This is a genomic window from Thiothrix fructosivorans, assembly GCF_017349355.1.
Classification (GTDB): domain Bacteria; phylum Pseudomonadota; class Gammaproteobacteria; order Thiotrichales; family Thiotrichaceae; genus Thiothrix; species Thiothrix fructosivorans.
Map to the genome: position 1 here is coordinate 721,386 of NZ_JAFMPM010000008.1, position 25,093 is coordinate 746,478.

Consider the following 25,093-nt stretch of genomic DNA (forward strand, 5'->3'; position numbering starts at 1 on the left):
ACAACAATAAGGTTTGCAGGCTTTTCAAAGCCGCTATTTACAACATCGACTCCTGACTGGAATAAGTCTATGAAAAAAGAATGGAATCAATACGACCCCGGTGCGTTGTATGACGAACTGATTGCTGCGGTGCATCAACCGCGTGAAGCGAGCTACAAGCTGGTCGAGTATCTACGTCACCTTACCCCCGAACGTTTTCGTCAATGTGTGCAAGAATCCGAGGCTGTTATCCGTGAAATGGGCATAACGTTCACGGTTTACAGCGATGCGGGCAACATTGACCGCGCTTGGCCATTTGACATTATTCCACGCATTATTCCAGCAGCAGAATGGGATTGCACCGAAATAGGGCTGAAGCAACGCATACGTGCACTAAATATGTTCATCCAAGACATCTATAACGGTGGCAAGATCCTCAAAGACGGTGTAATGCCTGCGGACATCGTGCTGCAATCCAAAGGCTACCGCCAAGCGTGCATCGGTATGACTCCGCCGCACGGTGTTTGGGCGAATATTTGCGGCTCGGATTTAGTGCGTCATAGCGATGGCGTGTTGTATGTGCTGGAAGATAACTTGCGTGTGCCGTCTGGTGTGGCGTATATGCTCGAAAACCGCAACATTACCAAGCGCGTGTTGCCGGAAATCTTCAACACTTTGCCGATTCGCCCCGTTAGCAATTACCCTGCGCAATTGTACGAAATGCTCGCATCGTTGCGCCCTGATCTGGATGACCCAACCATCGCACTGATGACTCCGGGCATCTACAACTCGGCCTACTTTGAACATGCTTTCCTCGCGCAACAAGCGGGTTTGGTGCTGTTGGAAGGTGCGGATTTGGTGGTCGGCAAAGACGAGTACGTCTACATGAAAACCATCAAAGGCTTAGAGCGCGTCGATGTGATTTACCGCCGTATTGATGACGATTTCATTGACCCCGAAGTATTCCGCGAAGATTCGATGCTCGGCGTTCCCGGTATTATGCGTGCATGGAAAGCGGGCAAGGTTGCTATCGCCAATGCACCGGGATGTGGCGTAGCAGATGATAAAGTCATCTATGCCTATGTGCCGGACATGATTCGTTATTATCTCGGTGAAGAACCAACGCTGCCGAACGTGCCAACCTATGTGTGCCGTCGCGATGAAGACCGCGAATACGTGCTGGAACATTTGGCAGAATTAGTAGTGAAACCCGCCAATGAATCCGGTGGTTATGGCATGTTGGTGGGGCCGCATTCCACGCCGGAAAAAGTTGAGGAATTCCGCACATTGATTCAGGAAGACCCTAACAATTACATTGCCCAGCCGACCTTGAGCCTGTCGGTCACGCCAACGTCATGTGAAACCCCCCATCAAGAACGCATTAAAATCGCCCCGCGCCATGTGGATTTACGCCCGTTCATTCTCAGCGGCAAGGATATTTTTGTCACACCGGGTGGTTTGACCCGTGTGGCATTGGTGGAAGGTTCGTTGGTGGTGAATTCGTCGCAAGGTGGCGGCAGCAAAGATACGTGGATTGTGGGCGATGTCGTGGAAGGGGAGGAAGTCTGATGTTATCCCGTGTAGCTGAACGTGTTTACTGGATGGCGCGTTACTTAGAACGTGCCGAAAAAACTGCCCGCCTGATCAACGTGCATACCGCGTTGCTGATGGATTTACCGGGGCGCATGGAAATCAACTGGTTCACCCTGATTCGCTTGTTCAATGCTGAAAAGGTCTTCAGCGAACATTACGAATGGGGCAATGAAGCCAATATCATGCAATTCCTGATTGCGGACACCAACAACCCTTCATCGCTGGCAACGTCCTTGGCGAATGTGCGCGAAAACGTGCGTACTTCGTTGGATGTGTTGCCGGAAGAAATTTGGGAACAAGCTAACCAGATTCATTTGCTGATGACCAATAGTTTGCCGCGCATTGCTGACCGTTACGCGCGGCAGATTTTCCTGCGCGAAGTCATGAAGCATTGCCAGTGCATCCGTGGCGCGTTGGACAGCCATATGAGCCGTGACCACAGCTTCGATTTCATGCAAATCGGCAAGCATCTGGAACGCACCGACATGACCAGCCGGATTCTGGAAATGACATCCTTGCTGTTGTCGGATGATCGTAGCGACACGCTGCGTAAATATGACGGCATCTTGTGGACAAACTTGCTGCAAGCATTGAGTGCGCGGCAGATGTATTTGCAGCACATCCATTCACGGGTGGAAGGCGCGAGCGTGATGCGCTTTTTGATGAATGACACCGTATTCCCCGGCTCGGTGGGTTATTCCTTGGCGGCAATGAGCCGTCGGATGCGCTATTTGCCTGACCCCGACATGCCGATGACGATGGCGCAACGGGTGCTGGAACATTCGCAAGCGCAAGACGTTGGCGCGATTCCGGCAGAACAGGTACACACCTTGATGGACTATTTGCAGAGCGAACTGGGCGTATTGCACGCCGAGATTGCCAAGACATGGTTTTATCCTGATCGTAGTGGTCAACAGCAAACACAAGGGCTTTAAATGAGTATTCACGTCGCTTTAAACCATTACACCGGGTATAAATTTGATCGCCCGGTAAGCCTGTCGCCGCATGTGGTGCGTTTGCGCCCTGCGGTGCATTCGCGCACACCGATTCTGGCGTATTCGCTGAAAATCAAACCGGAAAAGCATTACATCAACTGGCAGCAAGACCCGTTCGGTAACTGGCTGGCACGCTTGGTGTTCCCCGAAAAAACGATGGAATTCAGCGTGGAAGTTGATGTGGTTGCCGATATGGTGACGATCGACCCGTTCGATTTCTTTGTGGAAGAGTACGCGCAGAAATTCCCGTTCAAGTACGACAAAGCCCTGCAAAAAGAGCTGATTCCGTATCTGGAAATTGCTGAAGATGGCGAGTTGCTGAAGGAATGGTTGAAAGGTGTTGACCATAAACAGCCCAACACCGTGCTGTTCCTGGTGGGAATCAATGGTCGCTTGCAGCAGGACATTGGTTACAACATTCGCCTCGAACCGGGCGTGCAATCGTGTGAAGAAACCCTGACCACGAAAACGGGTTCATGCCGCGATTCGGCGTGGTTGCTGGTACAAATTTTGCGGCATTTGGGGCTGGCGGCGCGGTTCGTGTCAGGTTATTTGGTGCAATTGACGGCTGACCAAAAGGCGTTGGATGGCCCTAGCGGGACAGAGGTGGATTTCACTGACTTGCACGCTTGGACAGAAGTGTATTTACCGGGTGCGGGCTGGATTGGGCTTGACCCGACTTCGGGGCTGTTTGCAGGTGAGGGGCATATTCCGTTGGCGTGTACGCCTTCGCCGGGTAGTGCTGCGCCGATTGATGGTTTCACCGACAAGTGCGAAGTCGAGTTCGATTTCCACAATAATGTGCGCCGGATTCTCGAAGACCCGCGTGTGACCAAGCCGTATTCGGATGAGCAATGGGCGGACGTGCTGGCACTGGGCAATCAGGTCGAAGCCGATTTGGTGCGCGGCGATGTGCGTTTGACGATGGGCGGCGAACCGACCTTTGTTTCCATCGACGATATGGATGGTGCGGAGTGGAACACGGCGGCGTTGGGCGAACACAAGCGCGAACGGGCGGGTGTGTTGTTGCGGCGGATGCAGAAAGTGTTTGCGCCGGGCAGTGCGCTGCAATTTGGGCAGGGCAAGTGGTATCCGGGCGAACCGTTCCCGCGTTGGGCGTTGGGTTGTTTCTGGCGACCGGACGGCGTGCCAGTGTGGAAAGATCCTGCACTGGTGGCGGACGATCAGAAGGATTACGGCTACAACGATACGCACGCGAAAGTGTTTGCTGAAACAGTGTGCGCCAAGCTGGCGTTGAACAAAAAGTACCTCGTGCCGGGTTACGAAGACCGTTTGTATTACTTGTGGAAAGAAGCGAACCAGCCTGCGAATGTGGATTGGTTGACCCTGAATTTGCGGGATAGTAAGCACCGGAACGATTTAGTGATGGCGTTGCAGCGCGGGTTAGATGTGCCGACAGGTTTCGCGCTGCCGTTGCGTTGGGATGATGCGACGAAAAGCTGGGCGAGTGCGCCGTGGGAATTCCGTCGCCAAGAGATGTATTTGATTCCGGGCAATTCGCCGATGGGTTTCCGTCTGCCGCTGGATAGTTTGGCGTGGACGGCTGAAGACGAGCGCGAAGTCGAGGCGCAGCCTTGCCCGTTTGAAGACCGCCCAACGTTGGCGGATTTCCACGGCGAAGTCGAGCAGCGTTACAGCGCGTATGTCGCGCCGCCTGAGCCGACCTTGCAGCACGCCGATGCGACCAAAACGATGGTGAAGGAATGGCGCGAAGTGCCGCGTACTACCTTGTGTGTGCAGGCGCGGGAAGGGCGTTTGTATGTGTTCCTGCCGCCGTTGCATTTCTTGGAGCATTATCTGGATTTGGTGGCGACGCTGGAAACCACTGCTGCTGAACTGAAGATGCCGATTTTGCTGGAAGGCTACGAGCCGCCGTCTGATCCGCGTTTGAAATCGTTCAAGGTCACGCCTGATCCGGGTGTTATCGAGGTGAATATTCACCCGGCGACGACGTGGAAGGAATTGGTTCAGAATACTGAGTTGCTGTACGAAGAGGCACGGTTGTCGCGGCTGGGTGCGGAAAAATTCATGCTGGATGGGCGGCATACTGGCACAGGCGGCGGCAATCACGTCACGCTGGGTGCGGCTACGCCGAGCGATAGCCCGTTCTTGCGCCAACCGGATGTATTGCGCAGTTTGTTGACGTTTTGGCAGCACCATCCGGCGTTGTCTTACCTGTTTTCGGGGATGTTCTTGGGGCCGACTAGCCAAGCACCACGGGTGGATGAGGCGCGGGATGAGAGTTTGTATGAGCTGGAAATCGCGTTCCAGCAAATGCCGAGCGGACACAATGATCAGCCGTGGTTGGTTGACCGTTTGCTGCGTAACTTGCTGATTGATATTACGGGCAATACGCATCGGGCGGAGTTCTGCATCGACAAGCTGTATTCGCCGGATTCTTTCAGCGGTCGCCAAGGGCTGCTGGAATTCCGTGGCTTTGAAATGCCGCCTCATGCGCGGATGTCGTTGGTACAGATGTTGCTGATCCGTACCCTGATGGTGCGTTTCTGGAATACGCCGTATGCGCATCGCTTGGTGCGTTGGGGCACGGCGTTGCACGACCGTTTCATGTTGCCGCATTACGTGTGGGAAGACATGAAGGATGTGTGTGCGGACTTGCAGGCGGCGGGGTATCCGTTCCAGTTGGAGTGGCTTGCGCCGTTCCATGAGTTCCGTTTCCCGGTGTATGGGCGCGTGCAATATTGCGGCATTGAGCTGGAATTGCGGGCGGCGCTGGAGCCGTGGAATGTGTTGGGCGAGGAGTTGAGTAGCCAAGGCACGGCGCGGTTTGTGGATTCGTCGCTGGAACGGGTGCAGGTGAAAATCAATGGTCTGACCGATTCGCGCTATGTGGTGGCGTGTAATGGGCGGCGTGTGCCGATGAAGGCGACGGGCGTGAAGGGTGAGTATGTGGCTGGGGTGCGTTTCCGCGCTTGGCAGCCGCCTTCCGCGTTGCATCCGACCATTGGGATTCATGCGCCGTTGGTGTTCGACATTATTGATACGTGGAATGGGCGTTCGGTGGGTGGGTGTACTTACCATGTGTCGCATCCGGGTGGGCGCAATTCCGAGATCTTCCCGGTGAATGCGTATGAGGCAGAAAGTCGGCGCTTCTCGCGCTTCCGTGAAGAGCATACGCCGGGCGTGATTGAGCCGAAGTTCTTGTCGGAAGCGACGCGGGCGTTCTATGAACATGGGGCGAAGCCGCAGCCGATGAGTCCACCGCCTGAAGAGGTGAATGCGGATTATCCGTATACGCTGGATTTGCGGCGAGTCTGAACGGGGATTCAGGATGGAAGGATGGGCGGGATGCTCATCCTTCTTCGACCACCCAATCATCCACGCTTTTGGTCTCGCTGCTGAAATTGATGCCGATCAGCACTTTTGGGCGCGGGTCAGTGGCGTACTCACCCGCATACCCCCGGTTTTTAATCTGATCCATTGCCGCTTTCGCAGTCTTATCCAATTTGAATTCGAGGATGAAAATGTGGGTTGGGGTCTTCACCACGCAGTCGATACGCCCATTGCTGTCGTTGACTTCTGCCTCGGCGTATTGCCCCAGATAGAAAAATGTCAGGTAAATCAGGCTGTGGTAATAGGCTTCGCGGTCTTGCAGGAAAATTTGGTAAGGGACTTTCTTGAACACCGTTTTGATGACTTCAATGATCGCAGGCACATCGTTGTCATCGAAGGCATCACTGAGTTGCACCACCATCGGGGTGGTATAGGATGGCTCGACATGCGCCCATTCTGACATCAGGAAAATCAGCATGGAATTACGCACTTCGCGGTTGGGGTAGTCCAGCCAATACATACCGCGCTTGTCTTTGCTTTGCAACGTCAAATAACCCGTCTGGAACATGACCGGAATCAGTTGCAAGGTTTCCAGATCGTAATTACCCAGCATTAACTCATCCACTTTGAACTTATCCAGCCGATACACCTTATCGCGGTGCATCAACTTGGGTAAAAACGTCGGCGTACCGGATTCAAACCAGAAATTGCGGAAATCCCCGTTCGCAAACAGGTTTAGCACCGAAAATGGGTTGTACAGGGAGGTTTGTAAATCCCACGTATAGCCGTTGTACCAATAACGGATTTTTTTCAGCAATTCAGCGCGGTTGAGTTGGCAATGCTGCTCCAATTCAGGCATGTACGGCGCGAAATAATGCTCCAATTCTTGTTGGGTGTAACCCGTCAAGGTGGCAAAACGGCGGTGCATGGTTAAATCCGCCAGATTATTCAGGTCGGAAAAAATCGACACGCGGCTGAATTTCGATACGCCCGTGATCAGCAAAAATTCCAGATACGTGTCACTGTCTTTGATGACAGAGTAGAACGTTTTCATGATCTGCTGGTTGGCTTTTGCCTGCGGGATGTCATCGAGATAGTCAATCAGCGGCTTGTCGTACTCGTCGATGAGCAGCACCACATTGCTGTGTTTGTTGGCGAGTTTTTCCAGCAATTCAGTGAACAGATTTTTCAGGGTGAGGCTGTGTAATTCGACCTGATAGTGTGTGGCGCATTGGTGTAGGGCTTGTTGCAATGCCGCATCCAGCCCTGAACCTTGATAGTCCAGCTTGTTGATGGAGAGATGCACCACCGGATGCACCTTGCCCCAATCCCACTGATCGGCAATCCACAAGCCGTCGAACAGGGCGCGATTACCTTGGTAAATTTCTTTGATGGTAGATAGCAATAGCGATTTTCCGAAGCGGCGCGGGCGCGACAGGAAGAAGTATTTCCCTGTCGTAAGTAAGCGGTGGATGGCTTCCGTTTTGTCCACATACAGGCAGTCACGGCTGCGAAGCTCGGAAAAGGTTTGGATACCGACGGGTAAGCGTTGCAACATGGCGGTGGTCTGTTTTCAGTGGCGATGGGGCTAGGATAGCATTTTCTGGGTATTTCTGATTGATGCTATCTGCCGATCATGCCACCGACCCAACACCGCCAGCGCAACCACAGCCCCCAGTAACGCCAGCGCCATATCCGATTGCGTATCCCATACATAACCTTGCGTACCCAAAAACGCTTCCGCCGATTCGCCCGAAAATGCTGCGACCGCCCATTCAATCAGCTCGTAGAGTACGACGAGTGCTGTTAAGCACGGAGTGGATGTCCGTGGTATATTGATGATTCATCGACAATCTGAGGAAATTTCGATGCAAGCCAAAAACATGACCCATTACAGTCTAGGTGAAGAAATTGCCAATGCCGTCACGCATGGCTTGGGTACTGCGGCAGCGATTGTGGCGTTGACATTAATGATGGTAAAAGCGTCAGGGACACTAGACGCGGCTAATATAGCCGGAGTAGCTGTGTATGGCGCGAGCTTGATCATTCTGTTCCTGTGTTCCACCCTGTACCACAGTTTTTATCACCCGACCGTCAAGGCAGTGTTGAAGCGGCTGGATCACAGCGCCATCTTTGTGCTGATTGCGGGAACCTATACGCCGTTTTTGATGATTACCCTGCATTCCCCATTGGCACGGGTACTGCTGTTTGTGATCTGGGGAATGGCAGTGGCTGGGGTGTTGTTCAAGGTGTTTTTTATCCACCGGCTGAAACGTGCATCCTTGGTGATTTACCTGCTGATGGGCTGGTTGTCGTTGCTGGTAGTGTATGAGCTGTATGTGGCGTTGCCAGCCCCCGGTTTTGCGCTGCTGGTGGCTGGCGGGCTTGCCTATACGGTTGGGGCGCTGTTTTATGCGGCGAAGCAATACCACTACACCCATGCTATTTGGCACCTGTTCGTGCTGGCTGGGGCTGCTTGCCATTGCGTGGCGATTGCGGTGTATGTGATCCCGGCGTAAACGCTTTGTCCAATGGCTAATAGTCAACTGGACTTGTCTGTGCCTGCCAGCCGCAAGGTTTACATCATCGACGAGCTTGACCGCAGCCTGCACACTGTCAACTGCCGATCATGCCACCGCCCCAACACCACCAGCGCCACCACAGCCCCCAGCAACGCTAGCGCCATATCCGACTGCGTATCCCACACATAGCCTTGCGTACCCAAAAATGCTTCGGCGGATGTACCCGAAAATTCCGCGACCGCCCATTCAATCAGCTCGTAGAGCGCACTGAATGCCAGACAGAAACTCACAATGAAGAAATTCATCCAGCCGCGCCCGTTAATGATGGCTTTGCGGATGAGGATTTCGCGGGCAATCAGCGCGGGCACGAAACCTTGCACAAAATGCCCTACTTTGTCGTAATTGTTACGCTCAAAGCCGAACCATTCCTTGAACCAGTCAAACAGCGGCACTTCTGCGTAGGTGTAATGCCCACCCACCATCAAGATGATGCAGTGGAACAGGATCAGCACGTACACCAGCGGCGTGAGCGGAAATGACCTGTAGGTAAACGCCAGCACTACAAGCCCAATCAGCGCAGGCACCACTTCCAGAAACCACGTGAAGTAGTCTTTTGGATGGATGCCTGACCATAACAGCGTGGCAGCAAAAATACCGAGCCAAAGCGTTTTTAACATGCGTTGTGTGCGTCCTGTTGATTGTTATGAGCGCGGATGTCCGTGGTATATTGATGCTTCACTTATCATCTGAGGAAATCCCGATGCAACCCAACGATATTACCCAATTTTGGGGTGATGGATGAAGCGTTTCCACTGTGTCTGCGGGCAAGAAGTCTTTTTTGAGGATAAGGCATGTTCCTATTGCAACAACCCGTTAGGATTTAACCCCGATACCCTGAAAATGGTGGTGCTGACGCGTTCAACGCTGCGTACTTGTGGTTTGCGGGATCATGCGGTGGGGTGTAATTGGCTGATTGCAGCGGGGGATAGCCATAAGCAATGCCGTTCTTGCCGCTTGACGCGCACTGTTCCGGCGCAAGATATTCCAATCAATGTGCGTCGTTGGTCTGTGTTAGAAAGTGCTAAACGGCGCTTGGTGTATTCGTTGATTGCACTGGGCTTGCCGGTGGTGAGTCGCACGCAAGATCTCAACTACGGGCTAGCGTTTGATTTTCTGGAAGACCAGCGCACCAATCCCTTGGTGAAAAAATCGCTGGTGTATACGGGGCATCATAACGGGGTGATTACCCTGCACGCGGTGGAGGCGGATGAAGCACATCGAGTAACCGCCCGCGAACAATTGAACGAACGTTACCGCACGGTGTTAGGGCATTTGCGTCATGAAAGCGGGCATTATTATTGGGATAAATTGATCCACAATTCAGCATGGTATTCGCGCTTTCGCTCTCTGTTCGGTGACGAGGAAAACTACCGGCAAGCGTTGGATTATTATTACGCGTGTGGCCCTGCGCCGCATTGGCAAAAACGCCATATCAGCGCTTACGCCAGCTCGCACCCGTGGGAGGATTGGGCAGAAACGTGGGCGCATTATTTACACATCATGGATACGCTGGAAACCGCGACCGAATTCGGTTTAATCCAGCAAGATGCCGTCGACGCCAGCGGTTTTACACTGTTAATGCAGGAATGGCGGCAATTGACACTGATGATGAATGCGCTAAATCGCAGCATGGGGCAGCGCGACGCTTACCCCTTCACGTTATCACGGCAGGTGATTGTGAAACTGCGGTTTATCCATCAGTTGGTGATTGGCTCAGATTGAATGCAGTGAATTGTCGGGTTGCGCGTGGTCTTGTAACCGTGGCATCGCCCGGAAGGCATGGTTCAACTGGTTCGCCCATTCGTGGCGGATAGCGAGTAAATACGGGTTTTCCGCATCCAATTTGTAATGGATGGGGGCGTTGAATTGGTCACGCGGGTAGAGCAGCATTTCAATTGGTGGCCCCACGCTGGCGTTACTTTTCATGGTGGAATCCATCGAAATCAGCGAGCACACCGCCGCATCTTCCAGCGAGGTTTCGAGGGTAAGAAAACGGTCAAGCACGGGTTTGCCGTATTTGCTTTCGCCGATTTGTAGGTAAGGTGTGTCTTCCGACGAGGTAATGTAATTGCCTTGCGGGTAGATCATGTAAAGATTGGGATTGCGTCCGCGAATTTGCCCACCCAGCATGAGGGTAGCATCCGGCACAAAGCCGGTTTGTTCGGTGTGTTTGCGGATACGGTTGACCAACACATCCCCTAAGTATTCGGCAACATCTGCCAGATAATTCAGCGTATTGATATTGCGGGGTGCGCCTTCTTGCACATCGCGGCGAATTTGCTGGATAACGCCTTGGGTGGTGGCAAGGTTGCCTGCACTCATGATCACCAAGCAGCGGTCGGGCGTGGTGGCGCAACGGTGCATCTTGCTGTACTGGCTGACATGATCAATGCCTGCGTTGGTACGGGAATCTGAGGTTAAAACAAGCCCAGCATCGAGAGAAATGCCTATACAGTATGTCATGTCAGTTCAAAGGGGTGGTTGAGGTGAAGATAACTTATTAGACTCTTTGCGTAAGGTCAATGTTCTATTGTGTTTTCAGGATAAATGATACGTATGTCGAGCTGGTTTATTGCCGATTTGCATTTAGATGCGTCCCGCGCCGGTGTGATGCGCCAATTATTGGCGTTGCTGGGGCAGATTGAGGGTAGGGCGGATGCACTCTACATGCTGGGTGATTTCTTTGAATATTGGGTCGGTGATGATGCTCTGGCTACGCCTCATGCGGCGATTTTTCAGCCGGTAGTAGCAGCTTTGCGGCAAGTGAGTGACAGTGGCGTGAAGCTGTATTTCCAACACGGCAATCGCGACTTTTTGGTGGGGGAGCGTTTTGCAGAGGTGACGGGCTGTACCTTGTTGCCAGAGCAGCACCTCATCGACTTGTATGGCACGCCGACCTTGTTATTGCACGGTGATACGCTGTGTACCGATGATGTCGAATACCAGCAAGTGCGCAAGCTGTTCCGCAACCCGCAATGGCAGCAGCAATTCCTTGCCTTACCGCTGGCGGAACGTATTCGTCAAGCCGAAGTGATGCGAGCGCAAAGCCGCCAGAGTATGCAGGGCAAGGCGGAGGCGATTTTGGATGTGAATCAGCAGACAGTAGAAGCGACCTTGCGAGCAACGGGTGTAACGTGCATGATTCACGGGCATACGCATCGCCCTGCTGTGCATGATTTCTTGCTGGATGACTTGCGATCACAGCGGGTAGTATTGGGCGATTGGCACGAAGCCAAAGGGAGTTTTTTGCGTGTGGATGCTGACACTATGACGTTGGAATGTTAATGATACGTCGCCTCATCTGGTTAGGGTTGCTGTGCTGTCTCTTTGGAAAGCTGGCAATTGCCGCGCAGCCGCCTCTGGAATCGCTTACCGTGCAATTGAAGTGGCAACCGCAGTTCCAGTTTGCGGGGTATTACGCTGCGTTGGAATACGGCTTTTTCCGTGAGGAAGGGCTGGATGTCAGCTTATTGCCCGGTGGCTCTGACATAGCGCCACTAATTGAGGTGTTGGAGGGGCGGGCGGACTACGCGATTGAGGCGGGGGAATTGGTGTACTACCGTTTGCAAGGCAAGCCAGTGGTGGCATTGGCGAGCATTTTCCAACATTCGCCCGCAATGTTAATGACTGAGGGCACGGCGGGTTTGCGCACGCCGCACGATTTAGCTCATAAACGCATTGGAATGCAGGTCGGCGGGCAGCCGATTGTAGAAATCGCTGCGATGTTTGTGAACGAAGGGGTGGCGCTGGATGCCTTGGCGTTGCAGCCGAATCGACCGGGAATGGAGGCATTGCTGTCTGGGCAGGTGGATGCGGAATACGGTTACATGACCAGTGAGCCCTTTTTCAATACGCAGGCGGGGCACGACATTCATTACATTCAGCCGATCACTTACGGGGTGGATTTTTACGGCGATACCTTGTTTACTAGCGAGCGGCATTTGCAGGAACACCCAGCGCAAGTGGCGGCGTTACGCCGTGCGGTGGTGAGAGGCTGGCAATACGCGCTGGAAAACCCCGATGACATGATCAGCGTCTTGCTGAAACGTTACCCGCAGTTGAACCGTGAGGCCTTGCAGTTTGAAGCGGTGCGTATTCATGATTTAGTGAAACCGGATATTGTCAAAATCGGTCACATGAATTCGGAACGCTGGCGGCGCATGGCGGATACGTTCATCAAGCTGGGCATGGTTAACGATACCAGCCAGTTGGATGGCTTTTTGTACGACCCCGATCAAAAGCCGGATTATCGCTGGTTGTGGTGGATACTCGGCGGGTTTGGGGTGGTTGCGCTATTGGGATTTATTGGCAGTGGTGTGGTAGCGTGGGTCAACGGGCGTTTGCAGGAAAAGAACACCTTATTGCAACAATCGGTCGCTGCCCAGCAAGCGAGTGAGCGTTTGTTGCAGGACAGCCAGCGTTCCTTGCAAAACCTGATTGGGCATCTACCGGGGATGGCTTACCGTTGCCATAACGATGCTGATTGGACGATGGAGTTTGTCAGTGAAGGCTGCGAAGCCCTGACGGGTTATCCACCCGAGTGGTTGATTGCATCGCAGCGGTTGACGTGGACGCGTTTGATTCATCCCGATGATCGTGCGGAGGTGACGGCAACGGTGGTTAAGGCCAGTGCTGCGCGGCATCTGTTCCAGTTGAGTTACCGGATACAACACCGTTCGGGGGAATGGCGTTGGGTGTGGGAACAGGGGCACTGCGTGGCTTACGATGCGGCGGGCGAGCCGCTGATATTGGAAGGCTTGATTATGGATATTACCGCACAGGTCGATGTTCAGCAGAAATTGCAGCAAGCCAAGGAACAAGCCGATGCGGCGACCCGCGCCAAATCCATTTTCCTTGCCAATATCAGCCATGAAATCCGCACGCCGTTGAATGCCGTCACGGGTTTGGCGCAATTGCTGCAACAGGAAAGTTTGCAGGGTAAGCAGCGTGAATACGCCCAACAATTGCACAGTTCTTCCAAGTTGTTGCTGGGGATTGTCGAAGATGTGATGGATTTTTCCTGTATCGAAGCGGGGGAGGTGGTGTTGCGCCTTGTGCCGTTCAATATGCAGGGAATTCTGCAAGGCATTCGACATATTGTGCAAGATACCATCGCGGACAAGGGCTTGGCGTTCACGATGGATGTGCAAGATGACATTCCCGCTGTGTTGATCGGCGACCCGTTGCGTCTGAGCCAAGTGTTGAATAATTTGCTGATTAATGCGGTTAAATTTACCAATAAGGGCGGCGTTTCCCTGCATGTGGGCTTGCAAGCGCATATGGCGGCTAAGGTTAGGTTGCAATTCAGTGTGCGTGATACGGGTATCGGAATTCCGGCAAATCAGCGCGAGAGCTTGTTTGAACCCTTCGTGCGGATTGATGCGGGTGAGTATGAGGCGGTGAAAGGCGCGGGTTTGGGCTTATCCATCAGCCGCCATTTGGTGGAATTGATGGGCGGCGCGATTAGTGTGGAAAGTATTCCCGGTGTGGGCAGTGAGTTTACGTTCTGTGCGGACTTTGGGTGTGATGCGCCGTCTACGCTGTTGCCTGACGCGGCGGTGTTATCCACGACGGCAGCGAATGCGCTATTGGTAGGGGCGCAGATTCTGGTGGTGGACGATGATGTATTGAACCTGATGATCAGCATTGAGTTGTTACATATCCTCGGCTGTATCACATCCAGTGCGGAGAATGCTGCCCAAGCAATGGTGGCACTTGAAACAGGTACGTTTGACCTCGTATTCATGGATGTTGAAATGCCGGGGATCAAAGGGGATGCCTTAACCACACAACTGCGTGCTGACCCGCGTTGGCGAGCTTTGCCGATTATTGCCATGACCGCGCACGCCCATGCCGACATCCGTAGCCAGTGTTTGGCAAGCGGGATGAGTGATTACCTTGCAAAACCGTTTGATATGGTGCAATTGCGGGCGGTGTTGGTGCGGTGGTTGGCGGGGCGCACCTTGGCTTAATCCAGCACCCGCTTTGCTGGGAAGCAAGCGCGAAACACTGTGCGTCCGGGCTTGCTTTCAATCGTCAATTTGCCGTTATGCCACTGCATAACGTGTTTAACAATCGCTAAACCCAAGCCTGTGCCGCCACTAGCGCGTGAACGTCCTTCGTCCACCCGATAAAAGCGTTCAGTCAAATGCGGCAAGTGCTTTTCAGGAATGCCAGGGCCATTGTCTTCTATGCTTAAACAGGCTTGTCCATCCGCTTCGCTTTGCCACAGGATGCGAATGCGCGTTCCCGTCGGGGTATGTTTGACCGCATTGGCGAGCAAGTTCGTGATGATGCTGTGGATGTCCTTTTCCGAACCACACACACATAAATCGGATTCGATTTGTGCTTCTAACGTGTGCGTATTCGCTGCCAACGTGTCGCGGATTGCTTGAATACCACTCTCCAACAGTGCGGGTACATCCACTTGATTGCCCATTAAGGGTGTCGTTTCCTGACTTTCCAGCCGTGACAGTGCCAGCATATCACTGATGATTTGCTGCATTCGGGCGGCTTGTTCGCGGGATTGTTGCAACGGTGCTTGGAAATAATCCGGTAATTCCGGGTCTTGCTCAAACAGCTCGATATAACCCGTCAACACCGTCAAGGGGGTGCGCAATTCATGGGAAGCGTTAGCGATAAAGGCTTTGCGGGTTTTTTGCAATTGCACACCTTCACTAATGTCACGCACGCTCAATACCCGTGAGCCACCTTGCAAGGGTAACAAACGCCCACGCAACGTCAGATTGCTATGACGCGGTGAAGGAAACGTGACTTTACGCTCGCTGTTTTCTTCTAACAATTTGTGTAAGTCAGGATTACGTAGCAGCGTATCAATGCGCTTGCCTCGGTCAACTTCATCGCGAATACCCAGCAGTTTTGCGGCTGATTTATTCGCCCACTGAATATGATTGTCAATATCCAGCAAAATGGCTGCATCGGGTAAGACGGAGAGCACATTGTCGAAGCGATTGAGTAATTCTTTTTGTTTTTGTTTGCGCTCAGCACTTTTTTGTTGGGATTTGTGGAACAAGTAGGCAATTTGTTCCCATGCACCATCACTGTCAGGCATTTCCTCTGGTTTTTGTCCATTGGTAAGCCAGCGTTGCAATTCGTAGAGTTTGTGTAACATCCAAGCAATGTAACCCAGCAATACCAGCACCATGATGGGGAATGGGTAGGGAGTCAACCACGCCAATAGAAACCCGCCACCGACGACAATTGCAAGACGGTAGCGTTCGATACTCCAATAATCATTCGACATCAATCACCTGTTGATTCGCCACTAAACAAATAACCTGCGCCGCGAATCGTTTGGATGACGTTATCGGCAGCATGGGTTTTCAACGTTTTGCGCAAGCGTAGCACATGCACATCAACAGTGCGTTCTTCGATATAGGTGTTTTGACCCCAAACAAAGTCGAGTAATTGAGCACGGGAATAGACCTTTTCTGGGTGCTGCATGAAAAATTCCAGCAAGCGGTATTCGGTCGTACCCAAATGCACGGGTGTGCCATCAATGCGTAACTGGTGCGCATCCTGATTAAGTTGCAGGCGTCCCGCGTTGATTACGCGTTGTTCATCGAAACCTTCCGAACGGCGCAACAAGGCTTTGATTCGCGCACTCAGGGCTTTGAGTGACACGGGTTTGATGAGGTAATCGTCTGCACCTGCGTCCAGCCCGTGGATCATGTCATCCTCTTCGCTTTTGGCGGTGAGCATGATAATCGGAATATCGCGGGTCAGTGGGTCACGGCGGAAGCGGCGGATGAGTTCGGGGCCGGACAAGTCCGGCAGCATCCAATCGACCAACATCAAGTCAGGTAACTGGTCTGCTGCCAGATCACGCGCAACTCGCGCATCCGCCGCTTCTTGCACCGCATAGCCTTCGCGTTCCAAGGAAAAGCGGATCATGGCACGGATCGCCGCTTCATCCTCAATGCATAGAATGCGTTTTTTCATGCAGGTGACTTAATCATTACCCAGAATTTCGTCGCGCATTTTTTCCAGATTGGTGTGGCGCACGTCCTTGCCTTTCACCAAATAGATGACGTATTCGCAGATGTTTTTGCAATGGTCGCCGATGCGTTCCATTGAGCGGGCGCACCACGTCACGTTCAAGCTGTCCTTGATATTGCGTGGGTCTTCCAGCATCCGCGTGTAGAGTTGGCGAGTAATGGAATCGAATTCCTCATCCACTTGCTGATCATTGCTAACGACCTGCATGGCTTGCTTTACATCCAAACGTGCCAGCGCATCTAACGTATCACTGAGCATGGCTTTGACGTGTTCACCCAAGTGGCGCAATGAGTTGTGTAAATCGCCGTAACTGGCTGTTTCGGTCATTTCCACCGCGTAACGTCCGACTTTTTCCGCTTCGTCGCCAATGCGCTCAAGGTCGGTAATGACCTTGATAATGGTCAGCAGCAAGCGCAAATCGCTGGCAGCCGGTTGGCGACGGGCGATAATTTCCGCACATTGCTCATCAATCGCCACTTCCATCGTATTGATTTCGTAGTCGGAGAACGAGACTTTTTCACCCAAGGCACTATCACGTTCCAGCAAGGCTTTAATGGCATCCGTGACTTGAGTTTCCACTAAGCCGCCCATCGTCATCAGTTTGCTACGAGCCGCTTCCAGTTCCTGATTGTATTGGTGCGAAGTATGTTGCGTATTATTCATCCGAAGCGTCCTGTAATGTAGTTTTCCGTTAATTGGTGCTGGGGATTGGTGAAGACCGTTTTGGTGTTGTTCACTTCCACCAGTTTGCCCATGTGGAAGTAAGCAGTCCGTTGCGAAATCCGCGCAGCCTGTTGCATCGAGTGGGTAACGATACAAATAGTAAAGCTCTGGCGCAATTCGTCAATCAATTCTTCGATAGTCGCGGTGGCAATTGGGTCAAGCGCAGAGGTCGGTTCATCCATCAGGATCACTTCCGGGCTGACCGCGATGGTGCGGGCAATGCACAGGCGTTGTTGCTGACCACCTGATAAACCTGTCCCCGGTGTTTGCAAGCGATCTTTAACTTCTTTAAACAAACCTGCTTTAGTCAAGCTGCTTTCTACGATCTCATCTAACTCGGCGCGGTTAGCTGCCAGTCCGTGCAGGCGCGGGCCATACGCCACGTTGTCGTAGATGGATTTCGGGAAGGGGTTGGGCTTTTGGAACACCATGCCGACCCGTGCACGCAACAGTACCGGATCTTGCTCTTTACCGTGAATATCTTCACCGTCCAGTCTAATGTCACCCGTGACGCGGCAGCCTGCAATGGTGTCGTTCATGCGGTTCAGACAACGCAAAAAGGTGGATTTACCGCAACCAGATGGGCCGATCATGGCAATCACTTCATTGCGCCCGATGTCCACATTCACGTCGAAAATCGCTTGCTTATTGCCGGTATAAAACACATTCACGCCCCGGCTGAAGAACTTAGTGTCTTTGCCATCAAGGAAAGGTTTACCAACTGTGCCGGTAATGTCATGCGCAAATTCTTCACGACCGCCAGCAGCAGGCTTATGGGTTTGGGGCGCGGCAGCCGCCATGTTCAAGGTTGCTTCTGTCATAAGATGTTACCAACGTCTCTCAAATTGTTTACGCAAGACAATTGCCAGCAAGTTCATCAGAATCATGAACGCCAGCAGGATAATAATGGCAGCGGACGTGCGTTCCGTAAAGGCACGTTCCGGGCTGTCTGCCCACAAATAAATTTGCACGGGAAGGATGGTTGCCGGATCGGTTATGCCGTGTGGCACATCGACGATGAACGCCACCATGCCGACCATCAGCAGCGGCGCGGATTCACCCACTGCGTGCGCCATACCGATGATTGTCCCCGTCAAAATGCCGGGCATTGCCAACGGTACAACATGGTGGAACACCGATTGGGTTTTGGATGCACCAATCCCCAACGCCCCTTCACGGATCGACGGCGGCACAGACTTCAGCGCCGCCCGACTGGCAATAATAATCGTCGGCAAAATCATCAAGGTGAGAACAAAACTGCCCACTAACGGCGAGGAACGCGGCATTCCAAAAATTTGAATAAACACCGCCAGCCCCAGCAAACCAAAGATAATCGAGGGCACAGAGGCAAGGTTATTGATATTGACCTCGATGAAATCGACCCAGAAATTGTTCTTAGGCGCGAATTCTTCCAAGTAAATCGCCGCCATAACGCCCAATGGGAAGGCAAACAACAGGGTTAAACTCATGGTGTACACCGACCCCATCAGCGCACTCAAGATACCCGCTTGCTCTGGCTCGCGGGAGTCGCCACGGGTGAAAAAGGTGGTGTTGAATTGGCTGTCGATACGCCCTTCTGCTTCCAGTTTATCCAACCAGACCAGTTGGAAATCCTTGATACGGCGATCCGCTTCGGGGGCGGTGCGGTCAACATAGCCCTTATGGAACATGTCGATGTCATCGTCCGCCAATACCCACACCGTTTGGTTGGTGCCAATCAGTTTGGGGTCAGCCAAGACCATGCGTTGCAATTCGTACTGCGCGTCGCCACTGACCAGTGATTTCAACGCCTTTTTCTGCTTGCGCTCTTCTACCGCCGGGAACAGGGCTTGCACCCCTTTTTGCACCACGCTGTTGTAACTGGCGGTACGCAATTGTTCGGGCGTGGCATCAGCCGTAACGCCCAAGGTTTGTGCGTCCAACGTCACATCCAGTTTGATGTAGGTGCTGCTGAAGGCAGGTAGACCTTTGCTGAAAATATTGAACATCAGCAACACCAAGAACATCAGGCTCAAGGCGATGGAAATAAAGCCATACGCGCGGAAACGCTTTTCGCGGGCGTAACGCTTGCCAAGGCTGGCGCGGACTTTTTCGGTAATCGTGGTACTCATACAAACTCCTGCTTACTCGTACTGTTCGCGGTATTTGCGCACGATTTGCAGCGCAAGGATGTTGAGAATCAAGGTGACAACAAACAGTGCCAAACCGAGGGCGAAGGCTGCCAGTGTTTTCGCGCTGTCAAACTCTTGGTCGCCGGTCAGCAAGGTCACGATTTGCACCGTGACGGTGGTAACAGCTTCCAGCGGGTTAACGGTGAGGTTGGCAGACAGACCCGCTGCCATCACCACGATCATGGTTTCACCAATCGCGCGGGAAGCCGCCAGCAAGAATGCGCCGACAATCCCCGGCAATGCTGCTGGCAATACCACCTGCTTGATGGTTTCGGATTTGGTTGCACCCATGCCGTAAGAGCCGTCGCGCATCGCTTGGGGTACAGCATTGATAACGTCATCCGACAGTGATGACATGAAGGGGATAATCATCACCCCCATGACGACACCTGCCGCAAGCGCACTTTCTGACGCAACGTTTAAGCCGATCATTGCGCCCACGTCACGAATGAAGGGTGCAACGGTCAAGGCGGCAAAGAAGCCGTACACGACGGTTGGGATGCCCGCCAGAATTTCCAACGCGGGTTTGACGTAGGCGCGGACAAAGGGGCTGGCGTATTCTGATAGGTAGATGGCTGACATCAGACCTAACGGCACGGCAATCAGCAAGGCAATCGCCGAAATCAGCAATGTACCGACAAATAGCGGGATTGCGCCAAACGATCCTGAACCACCCACCTGATCCGCACGGATAGCCGTTTGTGGACTCCAGTGTGTGCCGAACAAAAAGTCGGTGGCGGGGACTTGCCCAAAAAAGCGAATAGATTCAAATAGTACCGAGGTGATAATGCCCACGGTGGTGAGGATTGCCACTGCCGCACACAAGATCATCACGTATTGGATAACGTGTTCTACCTGATTACGGGCGCGGGTAGTGGGCTTGATAAAGCGCATCCCGATAGCGAAACCGATGATTGCTAGCACCAAGACCACCACGGTTTTTGCCATGTTGCTGATGCCTTGCAAACGGCTGTATTCTTCCGCAGCAACCTTCATCGCTGGGTCGGTAGCCGTTTCGATGCCATTGGCGACAAGGTTGCGGATCTGGTTGCTGATCAAGCTCACTTGGTCGCCGGACTGGTTTTGTAATTCAGTGGGCAAGTGGGCAAGCGTCATCTGGGTAATGATGGAATCGGAGAGTACCGACCACAGCAGCAGGATGATCAACGCAGGAATGCCGCACCAAATAGCGACCAGATAGCCATAGTAACCGGGCAAGGAATGCAGGTTATTACCGCCGCGTTTCGCAGGGGTAGCCAGTGCGAGGGAACGCTTCCGGCCTATGTAGTAGCTGAACGCGGCAAGCACGCTCAGTGTTAGCAAAATACCCAAGGTATTCATGAAAACTCCTGAGTTGGAACGGGTATGGTCAGGTTAATGGTTCGCGCCCCGGATTGTAGGCGTTGAATATGACAGTAATGTTACAAGGTGTCACATTACGTTAAGCAGCCCGTAACAAACCCACATCGTTGACGGGGCGGCGTTGCAAGCTGCCTTGCACAAAATGACGATGGTAACGGGTATTGAGGTTATTAACGTCCAACAGAATGAAAATATCCGCTACGTTGAAATCAGGGTCGAGGCACGGTTCACCCGCCACCCATGCACCGAGTTTCAGATAGGCTTTGAGAAGCGGCGGCATCGTAACTTTGGCGGCAGGTTGTGCAGGCAGCAAGTGCATCAATGGTTTGACGCGCAATTCAGCAGGTGCGAGGTTGTGGGTACGCGCTTCCCGCATAATGGCAGAGGCTTGTGCGCCGCCGTCGCTCATGCTGATGCTGGCGCACCCGAACATGAAATCGACGCGGTGCATTTCCATGAATTGCGCCAAACCTAACCACAACATGCCGATGCCTGCGCCATTGCGGAAGTCGGGGTGGATGCAGGTACGCCCGATTTCTATCGCATTGCCCTTCAATTGCGGAAATAAGCCGCGCAGGTCGAATTCGTTTTCGGAGTAGAAACTGCCTGCACGGCGTGCATTCGGCGTGGTGAGGATGCGCGTTGAACCGATCACCGCATTCGTGTCGGTGCGGCGTACCAGCAGGTGGTGGCAGTAGTCATCGTAATGGTCGCGGTCGATACCTTCACGAGCGCTTTCTAGGTGAGCACCTTGTTCTTTGGCGAAGATGTCGTAACGCAACAGTTGAGAGGCGTGAACATCTTGCGGTGTTGTGGCAAGTTCTACGCGCAGTTGGGGTAAGTGAATAGCGGCGGTCATGGGTTGCACTCCTTTCATAATATCGCGCCAGCTTATGAAAGGTCTGTGACAGATGAATGACGGTTATTTTGCAGTACCATGAAATGCCTAGCCCGCTTGCGCAGCAAAACCGTAAGCCTTAAGCTACTTTACGTGACATGATAAAAATAATCACTGATTGCGAGGTCATTAATGCCTAACAGCAAGTCGAATGCTGCGTTGGAACTGCACGCTTTAGGGAACGCTTACGCGGTATTTCGTGGGCAGCGCTTGCACCTATCCCAACGCCAGTTGGAAATTTTATGCATTCTCGCGCTACACCCTGAAGGTCTGTCGTTGGCAGATTTACATCATGCCTTGTGCCGTAATGTGGCGACGACTCGACCCACGACGATTAGAACGATGCTGACGGCATTACGTCATCTGCTGGATGGGCAAATCGGTTCACACCCTTATCGTTTACTCATACCTGTCTGGACAGATTTCAGGGCGTTATCCGATAGGCTGGAGCAGCACGATATTGCGGCGGCGCTCGCGCTCTACCGTGGGGCGTTGTTGCCGTTATCCATGGCTCCGGCATTAGTGGAATACCGTTATTACCTTGATGCTGGTATGGATGATTTATTGCGTACCTGCACCTCGGCGCAATTGCTGATCGACAATGCTGACAACCTCTTGTGTACCCCGCTGGTGCGCGAACGTTTATTGGCATTACTGGCTTAAAGGTTAATAAAAGGTTGGTAATAAAAACCAGTATTGCCAACCTTTCATCAACCTATCTTGCTGTAGTGTTAGCACCATAGAGAGCCGCTAACAATCCCACTACAACAAAGGATCTGTGTCATGAAAACGCATCCAAGCATTCAAATCAGTATTGCTCTATTAGCATTGGCAATCACTTCTCCCAGCGTTGCTGGTGTCCAATTTCGTATCAGCCATGATGCCAGTAGCAAAGAATACGTAGTCTACATGACCCCAGACACCGTACCTTCACCGGATATGGTGTTGTCCTCACAAGTGACGCTGAGAGTGCCGCACGGTATTGATAAGACCCGTTTTAATATTGATACATTGACCAGTGCGGTAACAGGCATCCATTGGGTTAACCATTCACGCGTGGATGCTCCTGTGGAAAGCCCTGATGCCGATTACCTGTCTTTCGGCTTACTGTATAGCGGTGGCAAACCCCCGCCCTTCGATTGGCAAGCCGGTAAAGAAAAGCGGATTTTTTCGTTCAAAAGCGCTGTGGGGTGTGTGGCGGGGGTTACCTTGATTGATAACCATGACCCTTTCAGTCAATTGCCCAATTCTGCCAATACGAATCCGGGGAATGAGTTTTCCAATATCGGTTGGTTAGGCGGGAATAGTTATACCGGTAATTACGGCAAGCCCATAACGTGCGGCAATGTGCCAACGCCATCGTCCATTTGTGAAAAAAACCCTCTGCTGTTAAGTGCTATTAAGCGCGAAGTATCGGTTCTAGCGGCATTGATCAATAAAATTGGCTCTATCAGCCAACGGCAGACCCTTCAGAAAAAGTTGAACGACTTGCGTAGTAGCTTGCAATGCAACTAAAGCTCTTAACGCACCGCAACCGACCCCTATTCACCCTATGGTTGACCCCTAGGGTGAATAGGCTTATTAAGCTGTCATACAGTATTGACACCTTGTGGCTGGATAATTAGTATCTTTCTCATTGATAAAACTCAATCATCAATAAAAAAAAACGAGTTGTCACCTGTGAGGAATACAAGAATGCCTGTCATGTCTCCACCCTTTGGATGGCGGCAACGCTGTCCGCAAAGTGAATTAGAAGTCCACGCACTTGGGTCGCCGTACATATTTTTTCGGGATAAACCACTCCACCTCAGCCCGCGTATGCTGGAAATTCTGTGTGTTCTCGCACTCAACCCCGAAGGGCTGACTTTAGAAGCCTGTCACGCGATTCTCTACGGTGATGAGCATGTCGCTACCGCTACTTTGAAAGCTGAACTTTCCCACTTGCGCACCCTGTTGGATGGACGTATCAGTGCGCGAACTTACCGTTTGGTGGGGACGGTTTGGGTCGATTTTATCGCCTTGTGGGCAGCCATTCGCCAACATCAAGTGGCTGAAGCCCGTCACTTATACCGAGGAGAACTTTTACCTCATTCTCAATCCCTCGAAATCAAGGAATGGCGTGCCTGCATCAATGCCGTGATGGCGAGGCAATAATAAAACCATCATACAAGCGTCACGTTGCCGTCATTCCCAAGCCTTAGCCTCAAGCCCACGATTCGATTTTGTTAGTGAGAGTTTCATGGCAGGTATTTCCGACGCAATGCGCGATGCTGTGCATCAACATGCCCCAACATCCTTGATGGGAATGCAGCAACGTTTATTCAGCTTTTGGTTCAATAGCTTCATCTACAACCAGATTTGGGAAGACCCAGCGGTGGATTTGCAAGCCTTGCAACTGACAGCGGAAAGCCGCGTACTGACGATTGCCTCCGGTGGTTGCAATGTATTGAATTACCTTACTGCGCATCCGGCACATATCACCGCTCTTGACCTGAACCCTTACCACTTGTCCTTGACGCGCCTGAAACTGGCGGCGATGAAACATTTGCCGGATCATGCCAGTTTTTACGATTTTGTTGGCTATGCCGACCGTGATAATAATGTAGCGCTTTATAACCGCTATATCCAGCCGCATCTGGAGGAAGAACTGGAGCGCTTCTGGCAGGGGCGTAACATCCTCGGTCAGAAGCGCATCCATATGTTTCGCGATGGACTGTATCGCCACACCCGCTTCGGCTATTTCATGCGCTTTTTGCATTGGATAGCGCGTCGAACGAACTATCAGCCCGAAAAACTACTGACGGCTGCCAGCCTATACGAACAGCAAGCGATTTTTCGCCAACACATCGCCCCATTTTTCGACAATAAACTGGTGAAGTTGTTGGGTAAATTACCGATGTCGGTGTTTAGCCTCGGCATTCCACCGCAGCAATACAAAGCGATGCAAGCGCAGGGCAACCTGATTGCGCAGTACCGCGAACGGGTGGAACGGTTGGCGTGCGCTACACCGATTCAACAGAATTACTTTGCATGGCAAGGATTTAGCCACAGCTACGACCACGAGAAACGTCAAGCGCTGCCTGATTACTTGCAAGCGGAAAACTATGCCGCGATTCGTGGTCAATTGGGCAAGGTCGATACGTACCTCGGCTCAATGATCGACTTCCTCGAACAGCAAGCCCCGCACAGCTACGACCGTTTTGTGTTCCTTGATGCCCAAGATTGGATGACGGATACGGTTCTCACCCAGTTGTGGACGCAAGTTGCACGGGTCGGCAAACCGGGCACGCGCATTATTTTCCGTACCGCTGCCGCTGAATCCCCCCTAGAAACCGCCTTGCCTGCCGCGTTGCGCAGCCAGTTTGTGTATGAAGCTGAGCTTTCCTCGCAATTATTCCAGCAAGATCGTTCGGCGATTTACGGTGGTTTCCACCTCTACCGCAAGGCAGATTGACG

At 52.5% G+C, this 25,093-nt stretch carries 22 protein-coding genes; 11 read left to right on the forward strand and 11 right to left on the reverse strand.

Going from position 1 to position 25,093, the window contains the following annotated elements; translation table 11 throughout:
* The first annotated feature begins 69 nt into the window (after positions 1–69).
* Genes J1836_RS17805 through J1836_RS17815 form a run of 3 tightly spaced genes read left to right on the forward strand, consistent with a single transcriptional unit; the run spans position 70 to position 5,867 of the window.
* Entirely contained in the window at positions 70–1,548 is a 1,479-nt protein-coding gene (locus J1836_RS17805; RefSeq protein ID WP_207252451.1) for a circularly permuted type 2 ATP-grasp protein, read from the forward strand.
* Entirely contained in the window at positions 1,548–2,507 is a 960-nt protein-coding gene (locus tag J1836_RS17810) for an alpha-E domain-containing protein (RefSeq protein WP_207252452.1), read from the forward strand. The genes J1836_RS17805 and J1836_RS17810 overlap by 1 nt, the downstream gene beginning before the upstream one ends.
* Positions 2,508–5,867 (forward strand): transglutaminase family protein, encoded by a 3,360-nt coding sequence (locus tag J1836_RS17815; protein ID WP_207252453.1) that lies wholly within the window; start codon positions 2,508–2,510, stop codon positions 5,865–5,867.
* 34 nt (positions 5,868–5,901) lie between these two features.
* On the opposite strand, the gene J1836_RS17820 is transcribed toward J1836_RS17815, so the two are convergent.
* Positions 5,902–7,440: a PD-(D/E)XK nuclease domain-containing ATP-binding protein gene (locus tag J1836_RS17820; protein ID WP_207252454.1), complete on the reverse strand. Its 1,539-nt coding sequence runs from the start codon at positions 7,438–7,440 to the stop codon at positions 5,902–5,904.
* Between the two features lie 30 nt (positions 7,441–7,470).
* Positions 7,471–7,725 carry a DUF2238 domain-containing protein gene (locus J1836_RS17825; RefSeq protein ID WP_207253207.1) on the reverse strand — a complete coding sequence of 85 codons (255 nt, stop codon included), beginning with the start codon at positions 7,723–7,725 and terminating at the stop codon, positions 7,471–7,473.
* A 40-nt stretch (positions 7,726–7,765) separates the two neighbouring features.
* On the opposite strand from J1836_RS17825, the gene trhA reads away from it, so the two are divergent.
* The gene (gene trhA / locus J1836_RS17830) at positions 7,766–8,401 is read left to right on the forward strand and encodes a PAQR family membrane homeostasis protein TrhA (RefSeq protein ID WP_207252455.1); all 636 of its coding nucleotides are present in this window, start codon (positions 7,766–7,768) and stop codon (positions 8,399–8,401) included.
* A gap of 59 nt (positions 8,402–8,460) precedes the next feature.
* Here the strand turns inward: trhA and J1836_RS17835 are convergent, their stop codons facing one another.
* Positions 8,461–9,081 carry a DUF2238 domain-containing protein gene (locus J1836_RS17835; protein WP_207252456.1) on the reverse strand — a complete coding sequence of 207 codons (621 nt, stop codon included), beginning with the start codon at positions 9,079–9,081 and terminating at the stop codon, positions 8,461–8,463.
* A gap of 121 nt (positions 9,082–9,202) precedes the next feature.
* On the opposite strand from J1836_RS17835, the gene J1836_RS17840 reads away from it, so the two are divergent.
* Positions 9,203–10,186: a zinc-binding metallopeptidase family protein gene (locus J1836_RS17840; protein ID WP_207252457.1), complete on the forward strand. Its 984-nt coding sequence runs from the start codon at positions 9,203–9,205 to the stop codon at positions 10,184–10,186.
* On the opposite strand, the gene J1836_RS17845 is transcribed toward J1836_RS17840, so the two are convergent.
* Positions 10,178–10,927, reverse strand: coding sequence for a proteasome-type protease (locus tag J1836_RS17845; RefSeq protein WP_207252458.1), 750 nt, complete (start codon positions 10,925–10,927; stop codon positions 10,178–10,180). The genes J1836_RS17840 and J1836_RS17845 overlap by 9 nt on opposite strands.
* A gap of 93 nt (positions 10,928–11,020) precedes the next feature.
* On the opposite strand from J1836_RS17845, the gene J1836_RS17850 reads away from it, so the two are divergent.
* Both J1836_RS17850 and J1836_RS17855 read left to right on the forward strand, forming a co-directional pair.
* Positions 11,021–11,749: a UDP-2,3-diacylglucosamine diphosphatase gene (locus tag J1836_RS17850; RefSeq protein WP_207252459.1), complete on the forward strand. Its 729-nt coding sequence runs from the start codon at positions 11,021–11,023 to the stop codon at positions 11,747–11,749.
* The gene (locus J1836_RS17855) at positions 11,749–14,436 is read left to right on the forward strand and encodes an ABC transporter substrate-binding protein (RefSeq protein WP_207252460.1); all 2,688 of its coding nucleotides are present in this window, start codon (positions 11,749–11,751) and stop codon (positions 14,434–14,436) included. Before J1836_RS17850 ends, J1836_RS17855 begins: the two co-directional genes overlap by 1 nt.
* On the opposite strand, the gene phoR is transcribed toward J1836_RS17855, so the two are convergent.
* The 7 genes from phoR to J1836_RS17890 all read right to left on the reverse strand — a co-directional run bounded on the left by phoR (position 14,433) and on the right by J1836_RS17890 (position 21,598).
* A complete protein-coding gene (gene phoR / locus J1836_RS17860) occupies positions 14,433–15,728 on the reverse strand; it encodes a phosphate regulon sensor histidine kinase PhoR (protein WP_207252461.1) in 1,296 nt (431 codons plus the stop codon). The genes J1836_RS17855 and phoR overlap by 4 nt on opposite strands.
* Positions 15,728–16,426, reverse strand: a complete 699-nt coding sequence (gene phoB, locus J1836_RS17865) for a phosphate regulon transcriptional regulator PhoB (RefSeq protein ID WP_207252462.1) — start codon at positions 16,424–16,426, stop codon at positions 15,728–15,730. Before phoB ends, phoR begins: the two co-directional genes overlap by 1 nt.
* A gap of 9 nt (positions 16,427–16,435) precedes the next feature.
* Positions 16,436–17,146, reverse strand: coding sequence for a phosphate signaling complex protein PhoU (phoU, locus tag J1836_RS17870; RefSeq protein ID WP_207252463.1), 711 nt, complete (start codon positions 17,144–17,146; stop codon positions 16,436–16,438).
* Positions 17,143–18,027: a phosphate ABC transporter ATP-binding protein PstB gene (gene pstB / locus J1836_RS17875; RefSeq protein ID WP_207252464.1), complete on the reverse strand. Its 885-nt coding sequence runs from the start codon at positions 18,025–18,027 to the stop codon at positions 17,143–17,145. Before pstB ends, phoU begins: the two co-directional genes overlap by 4 nt.
* A gap of 6 nt (positions 18,028–18,033) precedes the next feature.
* Complete coding sequence (gene pstA, locus J1836_RS17880) at positions 18,034–19,317, reverse strand: phosphate ABC transporter permease PstA (RefSeq protein ID WP_207252465.1); 1,284 nt, start codon at positions 19,315–19,317, stop codon at positions 18,034–18,036.
* Positions 19,318–19,329: 12 nt separating this feature from the next.
* Entirely contained in the window at positions 19,330–20,718 is a 1,389-nt protein-coding gene (pstC, locus tag J1836_RS17885; RefSeq protein WP_207252466.1) for a phosphate ABC transporter permease subunit PstC, read from the reverse strand.
* A 100-nt stretch (positions 20,719–20,818) separates the two neighbouring features.
* Positions 20,819–21,598, reverse strand: a complete 780-nt coding sequence (locus tag J1836_RS17890) for a GNAT family N-acetyltransferase (RefSeq protein WP_242632908.1) — start codon at positions 21,596–21,598, stop codon at positions 20,819–20,821.
* A 171-nt stretch (positions 21,599–21,769) separates the two neighbouring features.
* Here J1836_RS17890 and J1836_RS17895 point away from each other — a divergent pair, with 171 nt between their 5' ends.
* The 4 genes from J1836_RS17895 to J1836_RS17910 all read left to right on the forward strand — a co-directional run bounded on the left by J1836_RS17895 (position 21,770) and on the right by J1836_RS17910 (position 25,091).
* Entirely contained in the window at positions 21,770–22,300 is a 531-nt protein-coding gene (locus J1836_RS17895) for a hypothetical protein (RefSeq protein ID WP_207252468.1), read from the forward strand.
* 120 nt (positions 22,301–22,420) lie between these two features.
* On the forward strand, positions 22,421–23,152 hold the full coding sequence (locus tag J1836_RS17900; RefSeq protein WP_207252469.1) for a cadherin: 732 nt from the start codon (positions 22,421–22,423) through the stop codon (positions 23,150–23,152).
* Positions 23,153–23,332: 180 nt separating this feature from the next.
* Positions 23,333–23,791 carry a helix-turn-helix domain-containing protein gene (locus J1836_RS17905; RefSeq protein WP_207252470.1) on the forward strand — a complete coding sequence of 153 codons (459 nt, stop codon included), beginning with the start codon at positions 23,333–23,335 and terminating at the stop codon, positions 23,789–23,791.
* An 85-nt stretch (positions 23,792–23,876) separates the two neighbouring features.
* Positions 23,877–25,091 (forward strand): BtaA family protein, encoded by a 1,215-nt coding sequence (locus tag J1836_RS17910; protein ID WP_207252471.1) that lies wholly within the window; start codon positions 23,877–23,879, stop codon positions 25,089–25,091.
* Positions 25,092–25,093: the final 2 nt, after the last annotated feature.